The sequence below is a fragment of the Lentzea fradiae genome, assembly GCF_900100955.1.
In the GTDB taxonomy this organism is placed as follows: domain Bacteria; phylum Actinomycetota; class Actinomycetes; order Mycobacteriales; family Pseudonocardiaceae; genus Lentzea; species Lentzea fradiae.
In genome coordinates, this window is record NZ_FNCC01000008.1 from 69,246 (window position 1) to 92,946 (window position 23,701).

Annotated in this window: 22 protein-coding genes; 13 read left to right on the forward strand and 9 right to left on the reverse strand. The window is 72.2% G+C overall.

Annotated features, from left to right (window positions below; all coding sequences use genetic code 11):
* The first annotated feature begins 7 nt into the window (after positions 1-7).
* From BLT23_RS19805 to BLT23_RS19835, 7 genes are all read left to right on the forward strand, one after another.
* On the forward strand, positions 8-292 hold the full coding sequence (locus BLT23_RS19805) for a PAAR domain-containing protein (protein ID WP_090051292.1): 285 nt from the start codon (positions 8-10) through the stop codon (positions 290-292).
* A gap of 3 nt (positions 293-295) precedes the next feature.
* The gene (locus tag BLT23_RS19810) at positions 296-697 is read left to right on the forward strand and encodes a GPW/gp25 family protein (RefSeq protein ID WP_090051293.1); all 402 of its coding nucleotides are present in this window, start codon (positions 296-298) and stop codon (positions 695-697) included.
* Entirely contained in the window at positions 697-2,622 is a 1,926-nt protein-coding gene (locus BLT23_RS19815; protein ID WP_090051623.1) for a putative baseplate assembly protein, read from the forward strand. Before BLT23_RS19810 ends, BLT23_RS19815 begins: the two co-directional genes overlap by 1 nt.
* 1 nt (position 2,623) lies before the next feature.
* Entirely contained in the window at positions 2,624-3,160 is a 537-nt protein-coding gene (locus BLT23_RS19820; protein WP_090051294.1) for a phage tail protein, read from the forward strand.
* Entirely contained in the window at positions 3,157-4,095 is a 939-nt protein-coding gene (locus tag BLT23_RS19825; RefSeq protein ID WP_090051295.1) for a zinc ribbon domain-containing protein, read from the forward strand. The genes BLT23_RS19820 and BLT23_RS19825 overlap by 4 nt, the downstream gene beginning before the upstream one ends.
* 2 nt (positions 4,096-4,097) lie before the next feature.
* Positions 4,098-7,085: a VWA domain-containing protein gene (locus BLT23_RS19830; RefSeq protein WP_090051296.1), complete on the forward strand. Its 2,988-nt coding sequence runs from the start codon at positions 4,098-4,100 to the stop codon at positions 7,083-7,085.
* A 93-nt stretch (positions 7,086-7,178) separates the two neighbouring features.
* Positions 7,179-8,477 carry a COG1470 family protein gene (locus BLT23_RS19835; protein WP_090051297.1) on the forward strand — a complete coding sequence of 433 codons (1,299 nt, stop codon included), beginning with the start codon at positions 7,179-7,181 and terminating at the stop codon, positions 8,475-8,477.
* A 32-nt stretch (positions 8,478-8,509) separates the two neighbouring features.
* Here the strand turns inward: BLT23_RS19835 and BLT23_RS19840 are convergent, their stop codons facing one another.
* The 3 genes from BLT23_RS19840 to BLT23_RS19850 form a co-directional block, all read right to left on the reverse strand.
* A complete protein-coding gene (locus BLT23_RS19840) occupies positions 8,510-9,136 on the reverse strand; it encodes a response regulator transcription factor (RefSeq protein ID WP_090051624.1) in 627 nt (208 codons plus the stop codon).
* A 101-nt stretch (positions 9,137-9,237) separates the two neighbouring features.
* A complete protein-coding gene (locus BLT23_RS19845; protein WP_090051298.1) occupies positions 9,238-9,870 on the reverse strand; it encodes a response regulator in 633 nt (210 codons plus the stop codon).
* Positions 9,867-10,511: a sensor histidine kinase gene (locus tag BLT23_RS19850; RefSeq protein ID WP_090051299.1), complete on the reverse strand. Its 645-nt coding sequence runs from the start codon at positions 10,509-10,511 to the stop codon at positions 9,867-9,869. The genes BLT23_RS19845 and BLT23_RS19850 overlap by 4 nt, the downstream gene beginning before the upstream one ends.
* A gap of 228 nt (positions 10,512-10,739) precedes the next feature.
* Here BLT23_RS19850 and BLT23_RS19855 point away from each other — a divergent pair, with 228 nt between their 5' ends.
* Positions 10,740-11,318 carry a hypothetical protein gene (locus tag BLT23_RS19855; protein ID WP_090051300.1) on the forward strand — a complete coding sequence of 193 codons (579 nt, stop codon included), beginning with the start codon at positions 10,740-10,742 and terminating at the stop codon, positions 11,316-11,318.
* On the opposite strand, the gene BLT23_RS19860 is transcribed toward BLT23_RS19855, so the two are convergent.
* Positions 11,281-12,267 (reverse strand): PHP domain-containing protein, encoded by a 987-nt coding sequence (locus BLT23_RS19860; RefSeq protein ID WP_090051301.1) that lies wholly within the window; start codon positions 12,265-12,267, stop codon positions 11,281-11,283. The genes BLT23_RS19855 and BLT23_RS19860 overlap by 38 nt on opposite strands.
* A 35-nt stretch (positions 12,268-12,302) precedes the next feature.
* The gene (locus BLT23_RS19865; protein ID WP_218133801.1) at positions 12,303-13,250 is read right to left on the reverse strand and encodes an MASE1 domain-containing protein; all 948 of its coding nucleotides are present in this window, start codon (positions 13,248-13,250) and stop codon (positions 12,303-12,305) included.
* 114 nt (positions 13,251-13,364) lie between these two features.
* On the opposite strand from BLT23_RS19865, the gene BLT23_RS19870 reads away from it, so the two are divergent.
* The gene (locus tag BLT23_RS19870) at positions 13,365-15,503 is read left to right on the forward strand and encodes a molybdopterin oxidoreductase family protein (protein WP_090051303.1); all 2,139 of its coding nucleotides are present in this window, start codon (positions 13,365-13,367) and stop codon (positions 15,501-15,503) included.
* A 384-nt stretch (positions 15,504-15,887) separates the two neighbouring features.
* On the opposite strand, the gene BLT23_RS19875 is transcribed toward BLT23_RS19870, so the two are convergent.
* A complete protein-coding gene (locus BLT23_RS19875) occupies positions 15,888-16,880 on the reverse strand; it encodes a LacI family DNA-binding transcriptional regulator (protein ID WP_090051304.1) in 993 nt (330 codons plus the stop codon).
* Positions 16,881-16,969: 89 nt separating this feature from the next.
* A complete protein-coding gene (locus BLT23_RS19880; RefSeq protein WP_090051305.1) occupies positions 16,970-17,854 on the reverse strand; it encodes a dihydrodipicolinate synthase family protein in 885 nt (294 codons plus the stop codon).
* A gap of 266 nt (positions 17,855-18,120) precedes the next feature.
* Here BLT23_RS19880 and BLT23_RS19885 point away from each other — a divergent pair, with 266 nt between their 5' ends.
* The 3 genes from BLT23_RS19885 (at position 18,121) to BLT23_RS19895 (ending at position 20,083) form a co-directional block, all read left to right on the forward strand.
* A complete protein-coding gene (locus BLT23_RS19885; RefSeq protein WP_090051306.1) occupies positions 18,121-18,621 on the forward strand; it encodes a hypothetical protein in 501 nt (166 codons plus the stop codon).
* A gap of 206 nt (positions 18,622-18,827) precedes the next feature.
* Positions 18,828-19,379: a sigma-70 family RNA polymerase sigma factor gene (locus BLT23_RS19890; protein WP_090051307.1), complete on the forward strand. Its 552-nt coding sequence runs from the start codon at positions 18,828-18,830 to the stop codon at positions 19,377-19,379.
* Positions 19,376-20,083, forward strand: a complete 708-nt coding sequence (locus BLT23_RS19895; protein WP_090051308.1) for an anti-sigma factor family protein — start codon at positions 19,376-19,378, stop codon at positions 20,081-20,083. Before BLT23_RS19890 ends, BLT23_RS19895 begins: the two co-directional genes overlap by 4 nt.
* Positions 20,084-20,121: 38 nt before the next feature.
* Here BLT23_RS19895 and BLT23_RS19900 read toward each other — a convergent pair whose 3' ends face one another.
* Positions 20,122-21,066, reverse strand: coding sequence for a zinc-binding dehydrogenase (locus BLT23_RS19900; protein ID WP_090051309.1), 945 nt, complete (start codon positions 21,064-21,066; stop codon positions 20,122-20,124).
* A 108-nt stretch (positions 21,067-21,174) separates the two neighbouring features.
* On the opposite strand from BLT23_RS19900, the gene BLT23_RS19905 reads away from it, so the two are divergent.
* Positions 21,175-21,963 (forward strand): oxygenase MpaB family protein, encoded by a 789-nt coding sequence (locus BLT23_RS19905; protein ID WP_176946832.1) that lies wholly within the window; start codon positions 21,175-21,177, stop codon positions 21,961-21,963.
* A 3-nt stretch (positions 21,964-21,966) separates the two neighbouring features.
* Here BLT23_RS19905 and BLT23_RS19910 read toward each other — a convergent pair whose 3' ends face one another.
* Complete coding sequence (locus tag BLT23_RS19910; RefSeq protein WP_090051311.1) at positions 21,967-23,595, reverse strand: thiamine pyrophosphate-binding protein; 1,629 nt, start codon at positions 23,593-23,595, stop codon at positions 21,967-21,969.
* Positions 23,596-23,701 lie beyond the last annotated feature (106 nt).

Genomic DNA, 23,701 nt, shown 5'->3' on the forward strand with positions numbered 1-23,701 from the left:
GAACGCGATGCCACCCGCGGCCAGAACAGGCGACCTGACCGGACATCCCGGTGTCGTCACGGGACCCGGCGTGCCGACCGTGCTGATCGGCGGCAAGCCGGCCGTGACGGCGGGGGACCTGCACACGTGCTCGTTCCCGCCACCTCCACCGCACCCGCCGACACCGATCATCCCGCCGTGCTGCCCGACGGTGCTGATCGCGGGCAGGCCCGCCGCGCGGGTCGGCGACCTGAGCGCGTGCGGCGCGGCGATCCTGCCGCCGGGCTGCCCGACCGTCCTGATCGGAGGGTGACAGGTGGACTTCATCGGCAGGGGCGTGAGCTTCCCCGTCCGCACCGACGCGACGGGGTCGCTGGCGCTCGTCGAGGGCGACCGCGAGATCGTCGAGAGCATCCGGCTGATCCTCGCGACCGCGCCGGGGGAACGCCCGATGCGGCCCGAGTTCGGCTGCGCGATCCACGACCTGGTGTTCGCCCCCGCCGACTCCACGACCGCGGGGCAGATCGCCTACGAGGTGCGGCAGTCGCTGGAGCGCTGGGAACCCCGCATCGACCTCACCGACGTCGTCGTCGACTTCGCGGAGGTCGCCAACGGCACGCTGCTGATCGACATCCGCTACACCCTGCGCACCACCAACGACCCGCGCAACCTCGTCTTCCCGTTCTACGTCATCCCTCCGCACGAGGACGGTGCGTGATGCCGCTTCCCCTGCCGAACCTGGACGACCGCCGGTTCCAGCAGCTCGTCGACGAGGCCAAGCGCCGCGTCCAGCAGCGCTGTCCGGAGTGGACGGACCACAACGTCTCCGACCCCGGTGTCACGCTGATCGAGGCGTTCGCGCACATGGTGGACGAGCTGATGTACCGGCTCAACCGCGTGCCGAAGCTGCACTACCTGAAGTTCCTCGACCTGATCGGCGTGGAGCTGTTCGCCCCGACCGCCGCACGCGTGGACGTCACCTACTGGCTTTCCGCGCCGCAGCCCGCTCCCGTCGAGGTGCCGCGCGGCCACCAGGTGGCGACGCAGCGCAGGGGAGTCGAGGAACCGGTGGTGTTCACGGTCGACCGGCCGCTGTCGATCGTGCCCTGCGAGCTGGCCCACCTGGCCACGACGACCGCGCAGGGCCAGCCCGTGGACCGCACGGACGACCTCAGGGCGCTGAAGGAGCCGCACGCGTTCAGCGAGCAGCCGCAGCAGGACGACGCCGTGCTGTTCGGCCTGTCCGCCGCGGTGCCGGGCTGCGCGGTGCTGCTGAGGGTCGACTGCGACCCGATGGGCTCCGGCATCAACCCGTCGGACCCGCCGTGGGTGTGGGAGGCGTGGACGGACGACGGCTGGACCGCCTGCGAGGTCGACAGCTTCACCAACGGCGGCTTCAACTCCGCGGGTGACGTGGTCCTGCACGTCCCGGCCGGCCACACGACGTCGGTGCTGGGCCGCAACCGCGCGGGCTGGCTGCGCTGCCGTGCCGTCGAGCTGTGGCAGGACCAGCCGTTCTACCAGCGCTCACCACGGATCCGCGACGTCACGGCGGCCACGATCGGCGGCACCACCGAGGCCGTGCACGCCGACGTGGTGCGCGGCGAGACCGTCGGCGTCTCGGAAGGCGTGGCGGGGCAACGGTTCCCGCTCGCCAGGACACCGGTCGTCGCCGGTGCGCCGATCACCGTCGAGGTCGCGACCACCGACGGCTGGGAGACGTGGACCGAGGTGCCGTCGTTCACCGAGTCGGGCCCCGGCGACCGGCACTTCCTGGTGGACAACACCGAGGGTCAGATCATCTTCGGACCGGCGGTGCGGCGGCAGGACGGCAGCCTGCGTCACTACGGCGCGGTGCCCGCGAAGTCGGCGGCCATCCGGGTGCCCGAGTACCGCACCGGCGGTGGCACCAGGGGCAACGTGGCCCGCAACCTCGTGACGGTGCAACGGGATCCGGTGCCGTTCGTCAGCAGCGTCACGAACCGCAAGCCCGGCCGCGGCGGCGTCGCCGGGGAGTCGGTCGAGGACGCCGCCCTGCGCGGGCCGCTGTCGCTGCGGACCCGCGACCGCGCCGTCACGGCCGAGGACTACGAGGTCCTCGCCAGGGAGGCCGCGCCGGAGGTGGCACGGGTGCGGTGCGCGCCCGGCGAGGACGGCGTGCGGGTGCTCGTCGTCCCGGCGGTCCCGGCGCACGAGGAACCGAACTTCGCGGCGTTCCAGGTCGACCGCGAGACGCTCGACCGGATCGCCCGGCACCTCGACGAACGCCGGTGCGTCGGGGCGCGGGTGAGCGTGGAACCGCCGTTCTACCAGGGTGTCACGGTGGTGACCGCTTTGAAGGCGCGCACCGGCACGCCGACGGAGACGGTGCGCGCGCGGGCGATGGACGCGCTGACCGGCTACCTGGACCCGATCCGCGGCGGTGCGGACGGCGGTGGCTGGCCGTTCGGCAGGCCGGTGCACTCGGGCGAGGTGTACGCGGTGCTGCAACGGATTCCGGGGGTGGAGCTGGTGGAGGACGTGAAGCTGTTCGCGGCGAACCTGGCGACGGGGGAGCGCGGCCAGTCGGTGCAACGGGTCGACCTGCCGGTGAACGGGCTCGCGTTCTCCTACGCGCACCAGGTGCGGGTGGCGAGGAGCTGACATGCGCAGTGCCGTCGAAGACCTGCACTCCCCGCACCCGCTGGGCGAACGCATGCCCGCCGTGTACACCGACGACGACTTCACCCAGCGCTTCACCCGTGCCCTCGACGAGGTCCTGGCGCCCGTCTTCACCGTCCTCGACTGCTTCTCCGCGTACCTCGACCCGCGGCTCGCCCCCGACGACTTCGTCGACTGGCTCGCCGGCTGGGTCGCGCTCGACCTCGACGAGAGCTGGTCCGCCGGACAACGCCGCGACCTCGTCGCCAGCGCCGTGCACCTGCACCGGTCGCGCGGCACGAAGAGGGGCATCGAGGACCACCTGCGGCTCCTCACCGGGGGCAGCGCCGAGGTCGTCGACAGCGGTGGCACCACCGTCTCCACCCAGGCCCACGGCCCCTTGCCGGGGAGCTCTCCCGCCCACGTGCGCATCCGGATCCGGGTGGCGGACCCGGACTCCGTCGACAGGGCGCGGATCACCGCGGCGGTGCGCCGGATGGTGCCCGCCCACGTCGCCACGACCATCGAGGTGACCCCATGATCGTCTGTCAGACCTGCGGCGAGCACAACGCGCGGAACTCGGAGTTCTGCGGCAACTGCGGCGACTTCCTGGAGTGGACCGGTGCGCCGGTCCCGACCGGGGCGGTCCGCCCGGACGCGGCACAACCGCAGCAACAACAACACCACCGTCCACAACAGACGCTCAAGCGCGAGCCGCAGCCCGGTGACCTCATCTGCGGGCAGTGCGGCTCCGGCAACCCGGACACCCGGCGGTTCTGCGGTGTCTGCGGCCACTCGTTGCAGGACGCCGTCACGCAGGAGCAGCCGTGGTGGAAGCGCTGGCAGCCCGCCAAGGGCCCGAAGCTCCGCGAGCACGGCAGCCGCCCGCGCCGGGCCAGGAGAATCCGGCAGGGGGTCGGCAAGGCCGTGCGCTGGACCCTGGCCGTCCTGCTGCTGCTGTTCGGCGGGCTGTACGCGTTCTCCGAACCGTTCCGCTCCTCCGTGAACCACCAGGTCGTCTCGGCCAAGGACTCCGTCGCCGCCCTGTTCGTCGAGGAATGGGTGCCCGTGCGGCAGAGCTCCATCTCGGCCGCGCAGGAGCTGCCCGACCACCCCGCGAGCTTCGCGATGGACAACGACAAGGGCACCTTCTGGGCCGCCCCCACCGACCCGAAGACGGCGGCTCTGACGATCCAGTTCGACCACGCCACCGACCTGCGGCGGATGATCGTCTACAGCGGTGACCCGAAGAAGTTCCTGGGCACACAACGGCCTCAGCGCCTCACGCTGGTGTTCGACACCGGCAAGACCCACGACGTCACCCTGACCGACCAGCCGGACCAGCAGGAGCACGCCATCGCGAACGGCGACGGCGTCCGGCAGGTCCAGGTGCTCGTCGCGGGCGTCTACCCGTCGGCGGAGAGCACCGACACGGTGATCAGCGAGATCGAGCTGTTCGAGAAGCAGGTGGACTGACGGTGCGCGCACTCCCGCTGCTGCTGGTGGCGCTGCTCGTGGCGCCGGTCCCGGTGGCGCACGCCCAGCCTCCGGCGACCGAGCCGTTCGACATCGGCTTCGTCGACGACGGGGACGTCTTCACGGTCGACAGCAACGGAAGCGCGCGCACCGCCCTCACCGACGACGAGGACGAGCAGCGAGACCCGGCTTTCTCCTTCGACGGCACCAGGATCGCCTACTCCGAAGAGGGGCGGGTGATGATCGCCGACGCGAACGGCAGCGGTGCGCGGCGCCTCAACGACGAGACGCTCCGGCAGACCGAGCCGGCCTGGTCGCCGGACGGCACGCAGATCGCCCTGGTCACCTGGATGCCCGATGGCGAGGGCAGCACACCGGTCGTGCAGGTCTACCGCGTCGCCGACGGTGTGCGGACCGGGGAGATCCCCGTCCCGGAGTACCTCGTCGCCGAGGACACCCAGCCGGACTGGTCACCGGACGGCGCGACCATCGCGATCACGCGCAGGGCCGAGACGAGCTACGTGGACACACCGCAGATCACCGAACCGAGGACCGACCGGCCGGAGCGGGTCGCGGGCACGTTCGACGTCGAGCAGTTCGTCCGGACGCCCCGCGTCCCGCCGAAGCCGGACGTCGTGGTCCTCATCGACATCAGCGGGTCGATGAGCCAGGAGCTCGACAGCGTCAAGCGGACCTTGGACGACATCATCGCCGAGGTCCGCGCCCAGCAGCCCGACACGAGGTTCGGCATCGGCTCCTACGCCGGGCCGGAGAACGAGGGCAGGACCTTCACCGTGCACGTGCCGCTCACCGAGGACGTCGGGGACTGGCAGGACCGGGTGAACATCATCGTCGACGAGAACTCCACGGAGGTCTGGGCGCACGCGCTGATGCAGACCGCCACGGGCGCCTTCGGTTTCCGGCCCGACTCGAGCCGCGTCGTCGTGGTCATCGGTGACGAGGGCACGGCGGAGGGCCTCATGCCCGGCGGCACGGACACGGTCACGAACGCCATCGCGGCGCTGCGGGCCGCCAACATCCGGTTCGTCGGCATCGACAGCGGAGGGCTGGACCAGTTCGGCCAGGCCACCCGGTTCGTGGCGGCCACCAACGGCTCGCTCAAGACCTACGACGAGAACCGGCCGGGCGAGATCAGCACCGCGATCCTCGACGGCATCAGGGACCTCGACGTGAAGGTCACCCCCGTGCCCCGCTGCGACGGCGGGCTCGGCCTCACCTTCGACCCCGCGGAGGCGGTCGTCCGCGGTGGCGAGGACGCCCGGTTCACCGAGCGGTTCGAGGTTTCCGCGAACGCCGTGCCCGGCAGCACTGTGCGGTGCACCGTCGAGTTCCGTTTGAACAACGAGCAAAGCGCCCGTTCCGGTTACGTCCAGGACGTGGAGATCCAGGTCGCCGACCGGACACGGCCGTTGGTGCGCATCGACGACGTCACGAGCGGCGCCCGTGACGGCAACGGCACGAACATCACCTACAAGGCGACCGCCACGGACGGTCAGAACCAGCCGCTCACCCCCACCTGCACACCACCGTCCGGCACCACGTTCCCCATCGGCGTCACGACGGTGACGTGCACGGCGACGGACGAGGCGGGCAACACCGGCACCGACACGGCCGTCGTCACGATCACCGCGGAGTCCGACGGAGTGGCCCAGATCTGGCTCGTCACCCCGGACGGCCGGAACCAGGTCAACCTGACCCCGCGCTTCGAGGGGCCCTGCGGCGTCTCCTCGGTGCCCTCCTTCGCCAGGGCCGCGGTGCTGGCGCTCATCGACACCAGGGACCCGGCGTGGGCGCCGGACGGCAGGCATCTCGCCGTCACGCAGGACGGCCGCGTGTGCGAGGTCAGTTCCGACGGCACCCTCACCCGCGTCCTGGTACAGGGCGACGACGAGGTCATCCGCCCGCGGAACCCGGTGTGGGTACCTGACGGCAGCGGCATCGTGTTCGAGTCATCGCACGTCGAGGCGCCGCCCGAGCTGTGGACGGTGCGGGGTGACGCCGCCCCGAGACTGCTCACCAGGGACGCCGCCCAGCCCACCGTGCAACGGTTGCCGCGGCTCACGGTGACCACCACCGCGACACCGCGGGAGATCCCGTTCAACGGCGAGACCACGATCGAGGTCACCGTGGCGAACACCGGCTTCGCCACCGCGCCCGCCGTGCTCACCGTGACCCTGCCGCCGGGCCTCACGGGCGGGCCGCGGGGAGCCGACCTCGGTCCGATCCCGCCGGGGCAGCAGCGGGTCGTCAGCGGCGAGGCCACCGGCGTCACGGCGGGGGAGCACGTGGTGACCGCCGCGGTCGGCGCGATCACGTCGGCCACGACCGTGACGGTGCTGGAGCGCACCGGGTCGCTGTCGCTGAAGGTGACCGCGGCCCCGCAGCCCGCCTACGTCGGCGGTGAGGACGTGGTGGTGAAGTTCGCGCTGTTCAACAGCTCCGGCTCGACGCTCACCGACGTGCGGGTGATCGCGTCCGGCTTCGGCTGCCTGCCCGACTGCCCGGTCGGCACGCTCGGCCCCGACGCCGGCGCCGAGGTGGAGCTGCGCATCCCGGCGACCGAGGCCGTCGACCGAGAGCTGGTCGCGGTCGTCGTCGCCACCGGGCCGGACGAGGACTCGCTCGACAACGTGTCCGCCACGCGGGTCGTGGTGCGGCAGCCCGTGCTGACGCTCGACCAGCAGGCAGGACCGCTCGGTGGCGTGGTCTCCGTGCAGGGCAAGGACTTCCCGCCCGGCGCGAAGGTCCGGCTCGACTGGAGTCCCGGCATCGCCGAGACACCGGGCGAGCTGACCACCGCGGACGGCACGTTCACCACGCAGATGCTGGTCTTCCACAACGACATCGAAGGGGTCAGACAGGCCACGGCCACCTCCGCGGAGGGCACGAGGTTCGGCGAGGTCCGCTCCGGCGACTTCCTCGCGGTGCCGAACACCGTGCAGCCGCTGGACTTCGTCGAACGGGGGTGAGCCGGCGCCTGCCCGGACGGGCAGCGCCGGGCGCACCCGGCCACGCCTTCACCGCCGCTGCCTCCCGGCAGCAGAACGAGGAGACTCGGAGACATGGGAGCAACCGCGACGCTGTCCGCTTCGGACCTGTCGGTCGTGCCGGGCGGGGACATCACCTGCCAGGTCGTGGTGCGCAACGCGGGCGAGCTGGTGGACCAGTTCACCGTCGACGTCGTCGGCGACGCCGCGCCGTGGAGCCACGCCGAACCGCCCGTGGTGAACCTGAACCCCGGTGAGTCCGCGCCCGTGCTGATCCGGTTCGCACCGCCGCGCGAGTCGTACGTCCACGCCGGCGCGGTGCCGTTCGGCGTCCGCGTCATCTCCCGAGAGGACCCGCACGGCTCGGTGGTCGAGGAGGGCGTCGTCACCGTCGGCGCGTTCACCGACGTGGCCGCGGAACTGGTGCCCGCCAAGGCGGAGGGCTCCCGCTCGGCCAAGTTCGAGGTCGCCGTCGACAACGTCGGCAACGCGCCCGCGATGCTGCGGCTGCGGGCCGTCGACCCCGAGGACGACCTGGACCTCCGGCTGGACCGCACGGAGGTCGTGCTCCCGCCGGGCAGCACCACGTTCGTGCGGCTGCGGGCCAGGCCCCGCAAGACGTTCCTGCGCGGTGAGCCGCAACGCCACCCGTTCCAGGTCGAGGTGGCACCGGAGTACGGCGAACCGCTGCTCGCGCAGGGCACGATGGTCCAGCGCCAGCTGCTGCCGAAGTGGTTGCTGCCGTTGCTGGCCGCCCTGCTGCTGCTCGCGGCCGCCTTGGCGGCGCTGTGGTTCACGGTGCTCGCCCCCGCGGTGAAGTCCGCCGCACGCGAGGCGATGCAGCAGGAGGCCAAGCAGATCCAGGAGAAGGCCGACGAGGCGGCGAGTGCCGCCGGTGCCGCGAAGAGCGAGTCGCAGCAGGCCGCCGCGAACGCAGGTCAGGCGCTGGAGGCCCTCGGCCTCACGCCGGGTGACACGTCGGCCACCCCGACCCTGCCGAAACCCGCGGGGGCCGAGGGCGACCCGTTCACGTTCCGGATCGACTCCACCTCGGCGATCGTTGCCAACGCGGCCACGTTCACCGAGGTGACGTTCACCCCGCCGGATGACAAGAAGACGTTGTTCGTCAAGGACATCTTCTTCGAGAACGCGAAGGGCGACACCGGGACCGCCCAGCTGGTCCGGGACGCGGACGGGACCCGCAGCGTCATCAGGGTGATCGGGCTCGGGAACTTCCGGGACCGCGACGAGCACTTCCAGGAACCGCTGAGGATCCAGCCCGGCGAGAAGATCGTGTTCCGGGTGAGCTGCCAGAACCCGCAGCCCAAGGGCGCGTGCACGCCGTCGGTGGTGCTCAACGGGCGTGCCCAATGAGAGTAGGACAAGTGAGAGTGGGGCCGGGTGGGTCAGATCAGGCCCTCGCGCAGCGCGAACGCCACGGCGTGGGCGCGGTTGCGCAGCTGGAACCGGTTGGTGATGTCGTGCAGGATGGACTTCACGGTCCGCTGCGAGTAGCAGAGCTTCTCCGCGATCTCCTTGGTCTCCAGGCCGTCGGCGATCATCCGCAGCACCTCGGTCTCCCGGCTGGACATGCCGGCGAGGTTGAGCCCGTTGGGGCGCAACACGTTGCGTTGCAGCTGGGACACGCGGCCGAGCAGCCGGCCGAGCAGGTCGGCGGGCAGCGAGCCCTCACCGGCGTGGGCCGCGCGGATCAGCCGCACGAGCGTGTCCGGTGTGGCGTCCGCGCGGCGCAGCACCGCGGACACGCCGCTGCCGACCACGTCCAGCAGCTCGGAGTCGGCCACGTCACCGGCGATCAGCACGATCCCGGGGTTGGGCCGGCACTGGAGCTTTCTCAGCAGTTGCAGGACGTTGTCGTCGAGGCGCTCGGCGACGACGAGGGCCACGCAGCCCTCCGCCGTCTCCGGTTCGACGAGCCGGATCTCGGGGCGGGCCCGCAGGGCGACGGTGACGCCGGCGCGGGTGATGGAGTCGGAGGCGTGGAGTGCGACGGAAACTGGTTCGGCGTTCATCAGCTCCCCTTCTGACTTCGGCTCCTCCATCATCCTGCCGGGACTGTCCCGGAGCACATGGGCACCTGTCCCGATTCGTCCCGAAGTGGTTTAGGGCGTGCCTAGCCGCCCCACCCGGCCTGCCTCGCCCTGTGGACGGCCTGGGCGCGATCGGCCACCTGGAGCTTGCGCAGGATGTTGGACACGTGGTTGCGCACGGTCTTGGTGCTGAGGAACAACTCCCGCGCGATGGCCGCGTTGCCCTTGCCCGCGGCCATGAGGTGGGCGATCTCGCGTTCGCGGCCGGTCAGCTCCGGCAGCGTGCTCGGCCGCGGCGCGGAGGCGAAGAAGGACAGCAGCCTGGTCGCCACGGCGGGGCTGAAGATGGCCTCGCCGTCGCCGACGACGCGCACGGCGTCCACGATCTGTTCAGGACGCGAGGACTTCACGAGGTACCCGCGGGCGCCCGCGCGCATCGCCGCGAACAACGACTCGTCGTCCTCGAACATCGTCAGCACGAGCACGCGGGCGGACGGGCGCGCGGTGACGATCCGCTGGGTCGCCTCGATGCCGCCGAGGTCCGGCATGTTCAGGTCCATCACGACGACGTCGGGCAGCAGCCGTGCGGCCAGCTCGACGGCGGCGAGACCGCCGGACGCCTCGCCCACGACGTCGATGCCGCCGTCGAGCAGCGCCGTCATCACCCCCTGCCGGAAGAGGGGGTGGTCGTCGACGACCAGGACGCGCAGGGTCATGAGACCGGGAGCGCGGCGGCGAGGCGCGTGCCGCCGTCCGTTCCCCGTTCCACCCGGCAGTTCCCGCCGAGGTCGCTCGCCCGCTGCCGCATCGACGCGAGCCCCACGCCCGCGGACTGCTCCGCGCTCGTTGCCCCCACGCCGTCGTCGACGACCTCGACGTGCAGCTCGGCGTCGAACCACATCCGCACCCGGCACGTGCGGGCGTCGGCGTGGGTGACGACGTTGGTCAGCGCCTCCCGGACGATCCGGTACGCCGCCACGCTCACCGCGTCGGGCAGCTGCGGGATCTCGCCGAGCACCGCCACGTCGATCGCGATGTGCAGCCGGGACGTCAGGTCGGTGACGAACCGTTCGACGGCCCCGACGAGACCGAGCCTGGTCACGGTGGCCGGGTTCTCGCTCGCCACCAGCGCCTTGATGTCGCCGATCGCCGAGTGCACCTCGTCCTCCAGGGTCGCGAGCAGCCGCGCCGCACCGGCCGGGTCGGAGGCGAGCAGCCGCCGCGCCGACCGCAGTCCGAGAGCGACGGCCGCCAGTGACGGGCCGATGCCGTCGTGGAGGTCCCGTAGCACCGTGCGGCGAGCTTCAGCCGCACTTCTGGCGCAGGTCTCCGCTGGCACGATGAACTGGCGGCGCATGCTTGCTCCCTCCCACCAACCATGACTTCGCTCGCCCTTATCCTCCCGTTTCCGCCATTCCCGATTGTGTTACTTCAAGTCCCTCGATCGGCCTATAGGCGCTGCACAGGGCGATCGTTCGTCCTCCGATGGGACTCGAACGGGCAATGATGCGGACGGACGGAAAATCAATGCGGAGCACTGAGCGGAACGGAGGTATTTCTTCGCCGAATGGGTGCTCTTACAGGTATGGGAGTCGAGGTTCGCGACCCTCGCTGGCTCGCGGCGGTGCCGGGGGCCGAGCTCGTGGTCGGACTGGAGGACGTGGGGGAGTGCGCCGCCGCCGGCCACCGGGTGACGGCGCTGCTCGACCTCGTGCCGCGCACCGTGGCGTCGATCGGGGGGCTGGCCGCCGACGCCGTGGCCGAGGGCGCGCGCAAGGTGCGGGTGCGGCCACGCGGTGTCGACCGGGTCGACCTGGTCTACGCGGCCGTGGAGCTGAACCGGGTGGCCGAGGAGGACGCCGTCGAGGTCCAGTTCGACGTCACGTCCGCGGCGTTGCTGCGGGCGGACCCGTCGGCGTTCGTGCGGGCCGACCCGCTGGTGGTGAAGCGGGACGGCACGGTCGTCCCGATCTGCCCGGGGCTGGAGCGGTACGCGCTCGGCGCGCTGGGGTCGTTCGACGACCTGGTCGCCGCCTGGGACCCCGGGCCGGTGCTCGAGCTGTGCCGGGTCGCGCTGGACAGGGCGCTGGCCGACACCGGTCCGCTGGTGTCCTGGTACGAGCACCTCACCCGGACAGCAGCCGGTCCGCGGGCCTCGTGTTGATCACGCGGTCCGGGCTGACACCGCACTCCTCCGCCCGCGCGCAGCCGTAGCTCAGCCAGTCGAGCTGGCCGGGCGCGTGCGCGTCGCTGTCGATCGAGAACGAGCACCCGGCGTCAACGGCCAGGCCGAGCAGCCGCCGCGGCGGGTCGAGGCGCTCCGGCCGCGAGTTGATCTCCACCGCGGTGCCGTGCTCCGCGCACTCCTCGAAGACCCGCTCCGCGTCGAACAGCGACTCCGGCCTGCCCTTGCCCACGACGAGCCGGCCGGTGCAGTGGCCGAGGACGTCGACGTGCGGGTTGCGGACGGCGTTCACCATCCGCCGGGTCATCTCGGGCTCCGGCATCCTCAGTTTCGAGTGGACGCTCGCCACCACGACGTCGAGCCGGGCCAGCAGGTCCTCGTCCTGGTCGAGCGAGCCGTCGTCGAGGATGTCCACCTCGATGCCGGTGAGGATCGTGAACGGCGCCAGCTCGGCGTTCAGCTCCGCGACCACGCCGAGCTGCTTCTCCAGCCGTTCCCGGGAGAGTCCGTTCGCGACGGCGAGACGCGGCGAGTGGTCGGTCAGCACCATGAACTCGTGGCCGAGGTCCCTGGCCGCCTCCGCCATGTCCCTGATCGGGCTGCCGCCGTCGGACCAGTCGGAGTGGACGTGGCAGTCGCCCTTGAGCCGGGCGCGCATCTCCTCGCCGCCGGTGAGGTCGACGTGCCGGAGCTTGGCCAGGTAGGCGGGCTCGCGGTTCGCCAGCGCGTCGGCGACGACCCCCGCCGTGGACTTCCCGACGCCCTTGAGGTCGGTGAGGGTGCCGAGCTTCGCGCGCTTCTCGACCTCGGCGGGGTCGAGGCCGGAGAGGACCGCGGCGGCCTTGCGGAACGCCTGGACGCGGTAGGTCGGCTCACCGGCCCGTTCGAGCTGGAAGGCCACCTGCTTGAGCGCCTTGACCGGGTCCATACCTCTTCCTACCCCATCGGCCGCCCGCCCGCGGATCAGGCGGGCGGCACGACGCGGCCCAGCCTGGCCCTGGCACCGTCCTCCTGGTAGCGCGCCACGGTCTCGGACAGCTGCTCGCACGCGCGCTCGATCGACCGCCTGGCGGCGTCGCGCTCGCTGGTGACCGCGCTGAGGATCAGACCGGTCAGCGCCACGGTGCCGTTGAACGCCTGCAGCACGATCATCGTCTTCAGCAGGTCGCCGGGCGCGAAGTGGCCTCCGGCGGCGGACAGCACGGCCGACACGGAGACGATCGCGGCGCACGGCGCGGCGACCACGTGCTGGAACCGCAGCGCCGCCCAGATCAGCATCGGGAACACCAGGAACAGCAGCCGCGACCCCGTCACCGTCACGTACGGCGCGAGGACCGCGGTGACGAGCAGCAGCACCCCGCCCTCGGCCAGCCGCCGCGGCGGGACGCGCCACCGCCGCGGCACCGTGAGGAGCAGTGGCGTGAACACCAGCACCCCCATCGCGTCACCGGTCCACCACACCGAGACGACCGCGGGCACCTCGCCCCAGCCGATCACGCCGCCCGCCTTCAGCGCCGCCGCGCCGGTCACCGCGCTCACCAGCATCGCCCCGAGCGCACCGGCGAAGACGAGCAGCAGCGCGTCCTTCAGCCGGTCGAGCGCGGGCCGGAAACCGAAGCGGGTCAGCAGGTACCAGGCCACCAGCGGCGCCGCGGTGTTGCCGATCGTGATCACGACGACCGAGCCGAGCCCGGCGTTGAGCGAGACGTTCGTGGCGAACGCGCCCAGCGCGATGCCCGGCCACAGCCGCGGGCCCTTGAGCAGCAGCACCGCCACGGAGATCCCCGTCGGCACCCACAGCGGGGTGACCTGGCTGTTCACCAGCGCCAGCACCAGACCGAGCCGCGCGGTCGCGTAGTAGACGAGCGCGAGCGCGGCGACCGTGACGGCGGAGCGGAGTGCGGCGTTCACCGAACCATGCTCCACCCGGCCCGGTACGACCGCCAGACCCCGTGACCGGCCGTACCCGGCTGGACTCACCCCGTAGGTTCGACCCACCACCGGTGCCGGCCTTCGGAGGACCGCATGAGGACCGCGTTCACGACCTGCCCGCTGTGCGAGGCGACGTGCGGGCTGGAGCTGACCGTCGAGGGGGACCGCGTCACGAAGGTCCGCGGCGACCGCGCCGACGAGTTCAGCCGGGGCTTCCTGTGCCCCAAGGGAGCCTCGCTCGGCGCGCTGGAGGCCGACCCCGACCGGCTCACCGCGCCGCTCGCGCGCCGCGACGGCGAGTTCCGGGAGGTCACCTGGGAGGAGGCGTTCCGGTTCGTCGACGAGCGCCTGAAGGACTTCCCCGACCGCGACTCGGTGGGGCTCTACCTCGGCAACCCGGTCGTGCACTCGCTCGCGGGCGGCCTTCACGCCGGGCCGTTGCGGCAGGCGCTGGGCAGCCGCAACGTCTTCACCGCGAGCACCGTCGACCAGATGCCCAAGCACGTCCAGGTCGGCCACATGTTCGGCGGCGCCTTCTCGATCCCGGTGCCCGACATCGACCGCACCGACTTCCTGCTGGTGCTGGGCGCGGACCCGTTCTCCTCCAACGGAAGCCTCTGGACCGTCCCCGACGCGCCGGGCCGGTTCCGGGAGCTGCGCGAGCGCGGCGGCCGGTTCGTCGTCGTCGACCCGCGGCGCAGCCGGACCGCCCAGGCCGCCGACCAGCACGTCGTGATCAGGCCGGGCACCGACGTGTTCCTGCTGCTGGCACTGATCCACGAGCTGTTCGCGCAGGACCTCGTGCGGCTGCGGCACCTCGCGGAGCACGTCACCGGCCACACCGAGGTCCGCGGCCTGGTCGAGGCGTTCGGACCGGACGCCGTCGCCGGCCGGACCGGTGTCGAGGCCGCCACCATCCGCGACCTGGCGCGGCGGCTGGCCACCGCCGGGCGCGCGGCCGTGTACGGGCGGATCGGCACGACGACGGTCGAGTTCGGCACGGTCGCGTGCTGGGCGGTGGACGTGCTCAACGTCCTCACCGGCAACCTGGACCGGCCCGGCGGCGCGATGTGGCCGTTGCCCGCGCACGCCCGGCGCGGTCCCGGCCGCGGCAAGGGGTTCACGACCGGCCGCTGGCACAGCCGCGTGCGCGGCTATCCGGAGGTGCTGGGGGAGCTCCCGGCCGTCACGATGGCGGACGAGATCGAGACTCCCGGTGACGGCCAGGTGCGGGCGCTGGTCACCATCGGCGGGAACCCCGCGCTGTCGCTGCCGAACTCCGCCCGCGTGAGCCGCGCACTGTCCTCCTTGGACTTCATGGTGAGCGTCGACCCGTACCTGAACGAGACCACCCGGCACGCGCACGTCGTCCTGCCGCCACCGCCGCCGTCCCGCCGGAACCACTACGACATCGCGTTCCTCAACAACTCCGTGCGCAACGTCGCGAAGTACTCACGCGCTGCGATCCCGTTGGAGGAAGGCAGGATCGACGAGGCGGACATCTTCTTCCGGCTCATCACGATTTTCGATGGTGCCGGTCCGGAGGCGGATCTCGACGCGATCGCCGCGGCTCAGCTCGAAGCGCTGCGGGGCAAGCTCGGCGCCGAGTTCGACCCCGAGGGCGAGACCCGCGAGGAACGCCTGCTGGACCTGAAGCTCCGCACCGGCGCGCACGGGATCTCCTTGCGGCGGTTGCTGGACCACCCGCACGGAGTCGACCTCGGTCCGCTGACCCCGCGCCTGCCGGAGATCCTGCGCACGCCGTCCGGCAAGATCGAGCTGACCCCGCCGCCGATCGTCGGCGACCTGCCGCGCGTGCTCGAAGCGCTGCGCACGCCGGAGACGGGGATGCTGCTCGTCGGCCGCAGGCACCTGCGCAGCAACAACTCCTGGATGCACAACGTTCCCGCGCTGGTGAAGGGCAAACCGTTGTGCACGTTGCTCGTCAACCCCGCCGACGCTGCCGCGACAGGACTCGCGGATGGCGGCACAGCCCGGGTTTCCTCGCGCGTCGGCGAGATCGAGGCGCAGGTGGAGGTGACGGACGACATCGCGCCCGGTGTGGTGTCGCTGCCGCACGGCTGGGGCCACGGTCAGGCGGGCACGCGGATGCGCGTCGCGGGGGAGCACGCGGGCGTGAACGTCAACCTGCTCACCGACGACGTCCGCCTCGACCCGTTGTCGGGCACCGCGGTGCTGAACGGGACCCGCGTGGAGATCGCGCCCGTGTGATCGTGCCGTTCGACCCGGAATCTTTGGTGGGTCACCCGGAAGTGGTGGCGCGGGCGCCCGCGGCGTGGTTTCCGCGCCCCGGCGGCGATCAGGGCGCGTCGCGGTCCGTGCTGCTCAGCGATGATCTGTCCACGAAGGAAGGTCGGCACGCACCGGTCGGCGCAACCTCCTGCTGTACCTTCACTCTGGGTTGTGCGGAGGCTTCCGCGCGTAACCCGTACGTACGGACTTCCAAAAAACAGGTACATCCACCCTGGCGGTTTCCGTCCGCTCAGGGCAGAGTAGGTCAGCAAGCGGCGCCAGTGCCCCCTCCCCCCTCGGGCCCAGCCGCTGCGCGGCCCCGGCTCACGGCGTACTCCCCCCAGACGCCCAGCCGGGGCCGCCTCATCTTTCCCGTCCTCGCGGGGGTGCGGTCGTGCCGCGCACGACGAGCCGCGTCTCCGCCACGACCTGCGGCACCTCCGGGCTGCCGGAGCCGAGCCGGTCCAGCAACAGGTCCACGGCCGTGCGTCCCGCCCGCGCCACCGGCATCGCGACGGTGGTGAGCGGGGGACAGCACAGCGCCGCGTAGGTGAGGTCGTCGAACCCGGTTACCGACACGTCGCCGGGAACCGAGACGCCGAGGTCCCGCAACCGCGCCAGCACGCCGAGCGCCATGATGTCGTTGTAGGCGATGATCGCGGTGGTGTCCGCCGCCACGGCGAGGTCGGCCGCCTGCAGCCCGCCCTCGTACCGCGGCGCGAACGGCCCGAGGTCGGTGAGGTCCACGCCGTGCCGCGCGACGGCCGTCAGCAGGCCGCGGCGGCGTTCCTGGTTGGACCACGACGTGCGCGGCCCGTTGAGGTAGGCGATCCGCCGGTGCCCCAGTCCGGCGAGGTGGTCGACCACCGCCCCCATCCCGCCCGCCGAGTCCATCAGCGCCGCGGGCACGCCGGGCAGCCGGCGGTTCAGCAGCACCAGCGACGTCGCCGCCGCGACCTCGTGCAGCCGGGAGTCCTCCAGGCCGGGCGCGCACAGCACGACGCCGTCGACCTGCTTCGCCATCGCGTGGACGAGCTTCGCCTCGGCGACGGGGTCCTCGTCGCTGTCCGCCACGAACACCGAGTGGTCGGCCTGCGCCGCCCGTGCCTGCACGGCCTTGAGCACGCCGGTGAAGAACGGGTTGCCGAGGTCGGGCACGACGATGCCGATGTTGCCGGTCCTGCCGGTGATCAGCCCGCGGGCGGCCCTGTTGGGCTGGTACCCGAGCTCCGTCGCCGCGGCCAGCACCCGCGTCCTGGTCTCGGGGCGCACCAGGTCCGGCGACGTCAGCGCCCGCGACACGGTGGCCACCGACACGTGCGCCCTGCGGGCCACGTCGCGGATGGTGACTGCCACTTCTACCTCACCCTCGCAGCTCGTGGACGGCCAATCATGCCGGGTGGGGTGTCAAGGGCGGGTGTTCGCGGGACGGGTCCGAGCGTTCGTCAGAGCAGGCTCCACGAGCGCAGCACCGCGCCGACGGCGGACCGGCCGGCCTCGCTCAGCCCGGCCGCCGGTGGCCGCACGTCCGGGCGGCACAGCCCCAGCTGTGCCAGCGCCTCCTTGACCGCGGCGACGCCGTCCTCCGCCCGCAGCTCCTCGAACGGGCGGACGAAGTCCCAGAACTCCATCGCGGCCCCGAACTCGCCGGCCTCGAGCGTGTTCAGCATCTGCACGGACAGCTGCGGCGCCACGGCCGCGAGCGCGGACGTGAACCCGGTGGCGCCGACCGCGAAGTAGCCCGGCGCCGACAGCTCGCCCAGGCCCGCGACCCACCTCAGCCGCTCCAGGCCCACGTCCCGAGCCACGGCCGCGAACCAGACCGGGTCCGGCACCGAGCACCGCACGCCCACGACGTTCGGGCAGGAGTCCGCCACGGCCGCGATCTGCGCGCCGCCGATCCTCGGGTCGCGGACGTCGAGGACCACGCTCAGCTCGGGCACCGCCTCCGCGACCGCCCGGTGGTGGTCGACCCACTCCCGCGGCGGGACGTGCGCCGGCGGGTGGACCAGGACGCCCCTGGCGCCCGCCCGGTCCGCGAGCCGCGCGGCGGTGGTCGCCGTGGCCACGTCGTGCCCGACACCCGCGATGACCGCGGCACGGTCGCTCACGGCGTCCACGGTGATCCGCAGCGCGCGCCCGGCCTCGGCGGGGGACAACGCGGAGAACTCGCCGGGGCCGTTCGCTACGACGACGGAGACGCCTCCGTCCACGATCCGCCCGGCGATGGCGGCGCAGCCCTTCTCGTCGATCGCCCCGTCCGCGCCGAACGGCGTCACGGTCACCGCCACGACGGACGCCAGCTGGTCGGACAGGTCGTCGAACGACATCGGGAAGCTCCTCGTGGACCGGTTTCGGAATTTCGTGGGGAATCGCTTCTTGGAGCGGTTCCAGAACGAGGTACCGGCAGCCGGACGCGCTGGTCAAGCGCGTTCTGCCACCGGCGGAAATCTTTTCAGCCGATTTGAACCGACTTCCTGCCGGGCTCGTTCTGAAGGTGCCGGCCGCCTCGCCGCACGGGGCGGTCGTGTCCATCACCGCGTCCGCCAGCGAGTGGCACCGATCGTCTGGGCACCACCGAGTTGAACGAGAACACATGCTGATGGAAGAACTGCCACCGGAGGCCGAGCTGGACGGGCCTCCGCCGAACGCCGACCACCTGCTGCGGCGCACGCTGGGCACGGTCCGCGAGGAAAGACATCAGGCCGTGCGACGCCGAGGACGTGTCACGGCCGTGACGTCGGTCTTCGTGGCCGCCGGAGTGCTCGCCGGTGGCTTCTGGATGGGCCAGGAACCGGAGCAGGACGACGACGCCGCGCTCTTGCGGGGGACCTCGGCCGCGGGCGCGCACATGGCCGTGCGGGTCACCGACACCGAGGGCGGGCTGCGGCTCGTCGCCACCGTCGACGGCGTGCGGGACGGGGAAGCCTGCTGGCTGGTCGTGCACACGCGGGACGGCAGGACGTTCACCGCGGGCTCGTGGAGGGCGCACGCGGGCGAGGTGACGCTGGCCGGCTCCGCGATGGTCAGGGCGGGGGACGTGGCCGGGGTCAGCGTGGTGGACCACCACCGGCAGCCGCTGGTGACCGCCGGGTAGGACGCGGCGGTCACCACGCGATGTTCGTCAACGCCGTGCCGGAGCCGTTCATGGCCGATCTGACCCGGCGTCTCGACAGCTCCCGCTAGCATTCGCGGATTCTTTCGGATTTCCCGTTGAACCAGGACCCGCGCCCGCTCGTGTGACGGCCGAGGTCTTGAACAGGACGCCCGCAGAGGTGTTCGCGGGCGGGGAGGAGTGGGTGGATGGCGGCTTTGTTCTCCCGGAAACGGGAGACCGCGGCCGACGAGGCGCTGATCCGATCGCTCTACGAGGAGCACGGTCGGGCTCTGCTGGCCTACGCGACGCGGTTGACCGGCGATCGGGCGGCTGCCGAGGACGTGGTCCAGGAGACCCTCGTCCGGGCGTGGCGCCACCCCGACGCCCTCGTGAACGGCAAGGGATCGGTGCGCGGCTGGCTGTTGACCGTGGCGCGCAACATCGTCACGGACCGGGTGCGGGCGAGGGCGGCGCGGCCGCAGGAGGTGGCCGAGTCCCCGGCGACCCCTCCGGTCGAACGCGACCACGCCGACCAGGTCGTCGACTCGATGGTGGTCCTGGAGGCGCTCGACCGGCTTTCGGCCGACCACCGGGACGTGCTGATGGAGATCTACTTCCGCGGACGTAGCGTTGCGGAGGCGGCGGCGGCCTTGGGGGTCCCGCCGGGCACGGTGAAATCGAGATCGTATTACGCGTTGCGAGCCTTGAGGGAGACCTTCGGCGGTCAGAAGGTCGCACTGAAGGGGGTGGCCGGATGACCACGCAGCACGACCCGCAGCTGCTCGGTGCCTACGTTCTCGGAGCGTTGGACGAGCAGGAGGTGCGCGCGATGGACCAGCACCTGGCGTCCTGCCGGGACTGCGCGCGCGAGCTGGCCGAGCTCCGCGACATGGAGGCGTTCCTCGGCGAGGTGCCACCGGAGGCGATGCTGGACGGCCCGCCCGAGGGCGGCGACCTGTTGTTGCAGCGCACCCTGCGCCAGGTGCGCGCCGAACGGGGCGGCGTCACACGCCGCCGTCAGTTCGCGCTCGGAGCCGCGGCGGCCGTGGTGGCCGCGGTGGTGCTGGGCGCCGGAGTCTTCGTCGGCAAGGCCACCTCGCCCGATGCGAACACGGCCCTTCCCACCCCGACGGTGGCGCCGGACCCGGCGGGTACCAAGCTCGCCACATTCACCGACCCGGCCACCAAGGCGTCGATGACCGTCAAGGTCGTCCCCGCCGCGGGCTGGGTGCGGACGAACATGGCGATCAGCGGTATCCCCGAGGGCGAGAAGTGCCGGATCTTCGTCGTGGCGAAGGACGGCAGCCGTCAGGAGGCGGGTTCCTGGGTGGTGTCCAAGAAGGGCGCCGCCGAGGGCACGAACCTCGACGGGTCTGCGCTGGTGGCCCCGGAGGACGTCAAGTCCGTCGTGGTCGAGAACTTCGCGGGCAAGACGTTCGTCGAGGTACCGGTCCAGGCGTGAACGGACGAGGGGCTGTCCTTTCCGGACAGCCCCTCGCCTCACGGCTTCAGCACCACTTTCCCCACCACAGCACGTGTTTCGAGCGCTTCGTGCGCCCGCGCGGCGTCCCGGAGCGCGAAGGGCGGGTTGACCAGCGGCCGGAACCGCCCGCTCGCCAGCCCCGCCAGCGACTCCTCTTCCAGCTCCCGCAACCCGCGCCGCATCATACCCGGTCCCAATGCGACAGTCGCGGTGAGACTCTTGGCGAACAGCGCTTCCGTGCTGATCGGCGTCATCGTCCCGGACGCCCAGCCGTAGATGATCTGCCGCCCGCCGACCCCCAGCGTCGTCAACGCCTGCGCTCCGGCCTCACCCCCGACGCCGTCGAGCACCACCGTGAAGTCGTGCAGCCCGTCGGCCCACCCCGGCCGCGTGTAGTCGATCGCGCCGTCCGCGCCGTTGTCCACGACGTGGTCGAGCTTCGAACCACTGGCCAGCCCGACGACCTGCGCCCCGACGTTGCGCGCCTCCTGCACGAACAACGTCCCCATCCCACCCGCCGCGGACGTCACGAGCACCACGTCGTCACCGGTGAGGTTCGCCCGGTCCAGCACCGCGACCACCGTCCGCCCGGTGCCGATCATCGCCACCGCCTGCTCGAACGACACGTCGTCCGGCAGCGCGTGCAGCGAGGCGGCGTTCACCACCGCCAGCTCGGCGTAACCACCGTTGGCCTGCCCCAGATGCGCCACGACCCGCCTGCCGAGCCACTCGGGTCCGGTGCCCGGCCCGAGCGCCGTGACCACCCCGGCCACCTCGCGTCCCGGCGTCATCGGGAACTCGACCGGGCCGAACCCGCCCTGGCGGATCGTGGTGTCGACCAGGTGCACCCCGCAGGCCGCGACCGTGACGCGGACCTGCCCCCGCGCGGGCTCCGGGTCGGGGACCTCCTCGTGGCGCAGGACGGAGGCGGGGCCGAACTCGTACTGCCGGATCGCGAACATGGTGCCGACGCTAGGAACTCCACCTAACTGGAGGTCAAGCACCGCGGGAGGTAACTCCTTCGGGTGGCGATCCGGTACGGGCGCCGCTCGCCGGGTAATGATCATGACGTGACGCTGGGACCTGATTCGGTGACGTGGCGGCTGGGCTGGTACACCCGGTTCGAGCTGGTGGTGCTGGGCCGCGCGGTGCTCATGCAGGTCGCGCACCCGGTCATCGCCGCCGCCGTGCGCGACGGCTACCGGGCTGACCCGTTCGCGCGGCTGACCCGCACGATCACCTCCTCGCAGCTGCGGCTGTTCGGCGGCGAGCAGGCGGCGCAGGAGGCACGGCGGCTGATCCGGCGGCACGCGACCATCCCCGGTGCCGGCGAGGAGCTGTTCCGCTGGGTGCACGCCACCAGCTTCGACTCGCTGCTGACGGCGTACCGGCTGCTCCGGCCGCGGCTGCCCGCGATCCACGAGGAGCGCCTGTACCGGGAGTGGCGCGACACCGGCCGTTCGATCGGCATCGAGTCCATGCCGGAAGACCTGGCGGCGCTGCGGCACTACCTCGACGACGTGGTCGAGACCCAGCTGGCCCGCACCGACGGCGTCGAGGAGCTGCTCGACGCGTTCCGCCTCCGCACCGGCCGCGCACCGGGCGGCGAGCACGTGCCGAGGGCGCTGTGGCCGCTGGTCCGCCCCGTCGCGGCACAGGTGCTGCCCGACTTCGCGGTGGGAACGCTGCCACCCGCCCTGCGCGACCGCCTCGGTCTGAAGTGGACGAACGCCGACGCGCGCCGGCTGCGCCGCTGGATCCGGCTGATCCGGGTGGTGTCGGCGTTCGTGCCGGCGAGCCTGCTGCACTACCCGATGCCGTACCGGGCGATGCTCAGCGCGCGGGCCGCCCGCGCGTGACGGTCACGGCTGCTCCGAATGGGTGGGGGCGAACGTGCGCAACACGGTGGGTAGCACCACGACGTGCGGGCCGCCGGAGGCGAACGCCGTGACGAGGTCGGCGTGCAGCGCCTCGGGTGTGGTGCGGGTGGCGGGGACGCCGAACGACTCGGCCAGTGCGGCGAAGTCGGGGCGGGTCAGCTCGGTGCCGGTGGCCTCGCCGAACGCGTCGGTCATGTACTCGCGCAGGATGCCGTAGCCGCCGTCGTCGACGATCAGCCAGACGACCCGTGAGCCCTGCTGGGCGGCGGCGGCCAGTTCGGAGATGCCGTACATCGCGCCGCCGTCGCCGGAGACCGCCAGGACCGGGCCGTCGACGGCCGCCGCGACGCCCAGCGCGGCCGGGAAGGCGTAGCCGAGGCCGCCGGCTCCTTGGGCGGAGAGCTGCGGGCCGCCGCGCGGGTCCCACGCGGGCCACGCCCAGTACGTCAGGATCGTCATGTCCCAGCACGTCGGCGTGTCGTCCGGCACGGCCGAACGCAGCGCCGAGAGCACCTGCCACTCCAGGTCGCGGTCCTGCTCGGCGAACCTGGCGCGGACCCGTTCCAGCAGCACCCGCACGCGCTCTTCCGCGACGCCGTCCGGGACGCGGGCCGTCACGCCGGAGACCACAGCGCGCAACAGGAGACGTGCGTCGGCGTGCACCCCCAGAGCCGGGTAGTTCGACTCCAGCACGGCGAGGTCGGCGTCGACCTGGATCACGGTGCCGGTGGGGCGGAACGTGCGGTAGTTGGTCGACATCTCGCCCAGGCCGGAGCCCACGACCAGCAGCACGTCCGAGTCGGCCAGGAACGACGTGGTGTGCCGGTCCTCCAGCCACGACCGGGCGGACAGCGGGTGCTCCCACGGGAACGCGCCCTTGCCGCCGTACGTCGTCACGACCGGCGCGCGCAGCTTCTCGGCCAGCTCCAGCAGCTCCGCGGACGCCCGCGCGGCACCACCTCCGGCGAGGATGACGGGCCGCTGCGCGCCGTCGAGCAGCCGCACGGTCTCGGCCACCAGTTCCGGGCGCGGGTGCGGGGGGCGCGGTGACCACGACACGGACGTCACCGGCGGCACGGTGGCGGGCGCGAGCAGGACGTCCTGCGGGATCTCCAGCCACACCGGCCCGCACGGCGCGGTCAGCGCGATCTCCCACGCCTCGGTCAGGGCTGGCTCGATCTGCGCGGCGTGCCGGACGAGCCGGGCGTGCTTCACCACGCCGCGGAACGACGCGAGCTGGTCGGGCAGCTCGTGCAGGTAGCCGTGCCGGACGCCGCCCAGTCCCGCGGACGGGATCTGCGAGGAGATGCCGAGCACCGGCACCGAGCTGGCGGCGGCCTCCTGCAGCCCGGCGAGCGTCTGCAGGGCGCCGGGACCGGTGGACACCAGCAGGGGAGTGGCGGTGCCGGTGACCCGTGCGTGCCCGTCGGCGGCGAAGGCGGCGTTCAGCTCGGTCCTGGACCCCGCGTACCGCAGCCCGGAGCGCCGCACGGCGTCGAACAGCCCGAGCGCGTGCTGGCCGGGGATGCCGAACACGGTCGTCGCGCCGAGCGCCTCCAGCGTCTCGGCGACGACGTCGCCTCCGGTGCGGGCGGGCGTCGGCACGGGCATGGATTTAATTCCTTTGCGGGTTGTCCGGGCGGTCGGTCATCATTGTTCCATGATTCACGCAGACGAATGGACCGGAGCGCCCTCGAAGCGCTGACCTGCAAGTTCC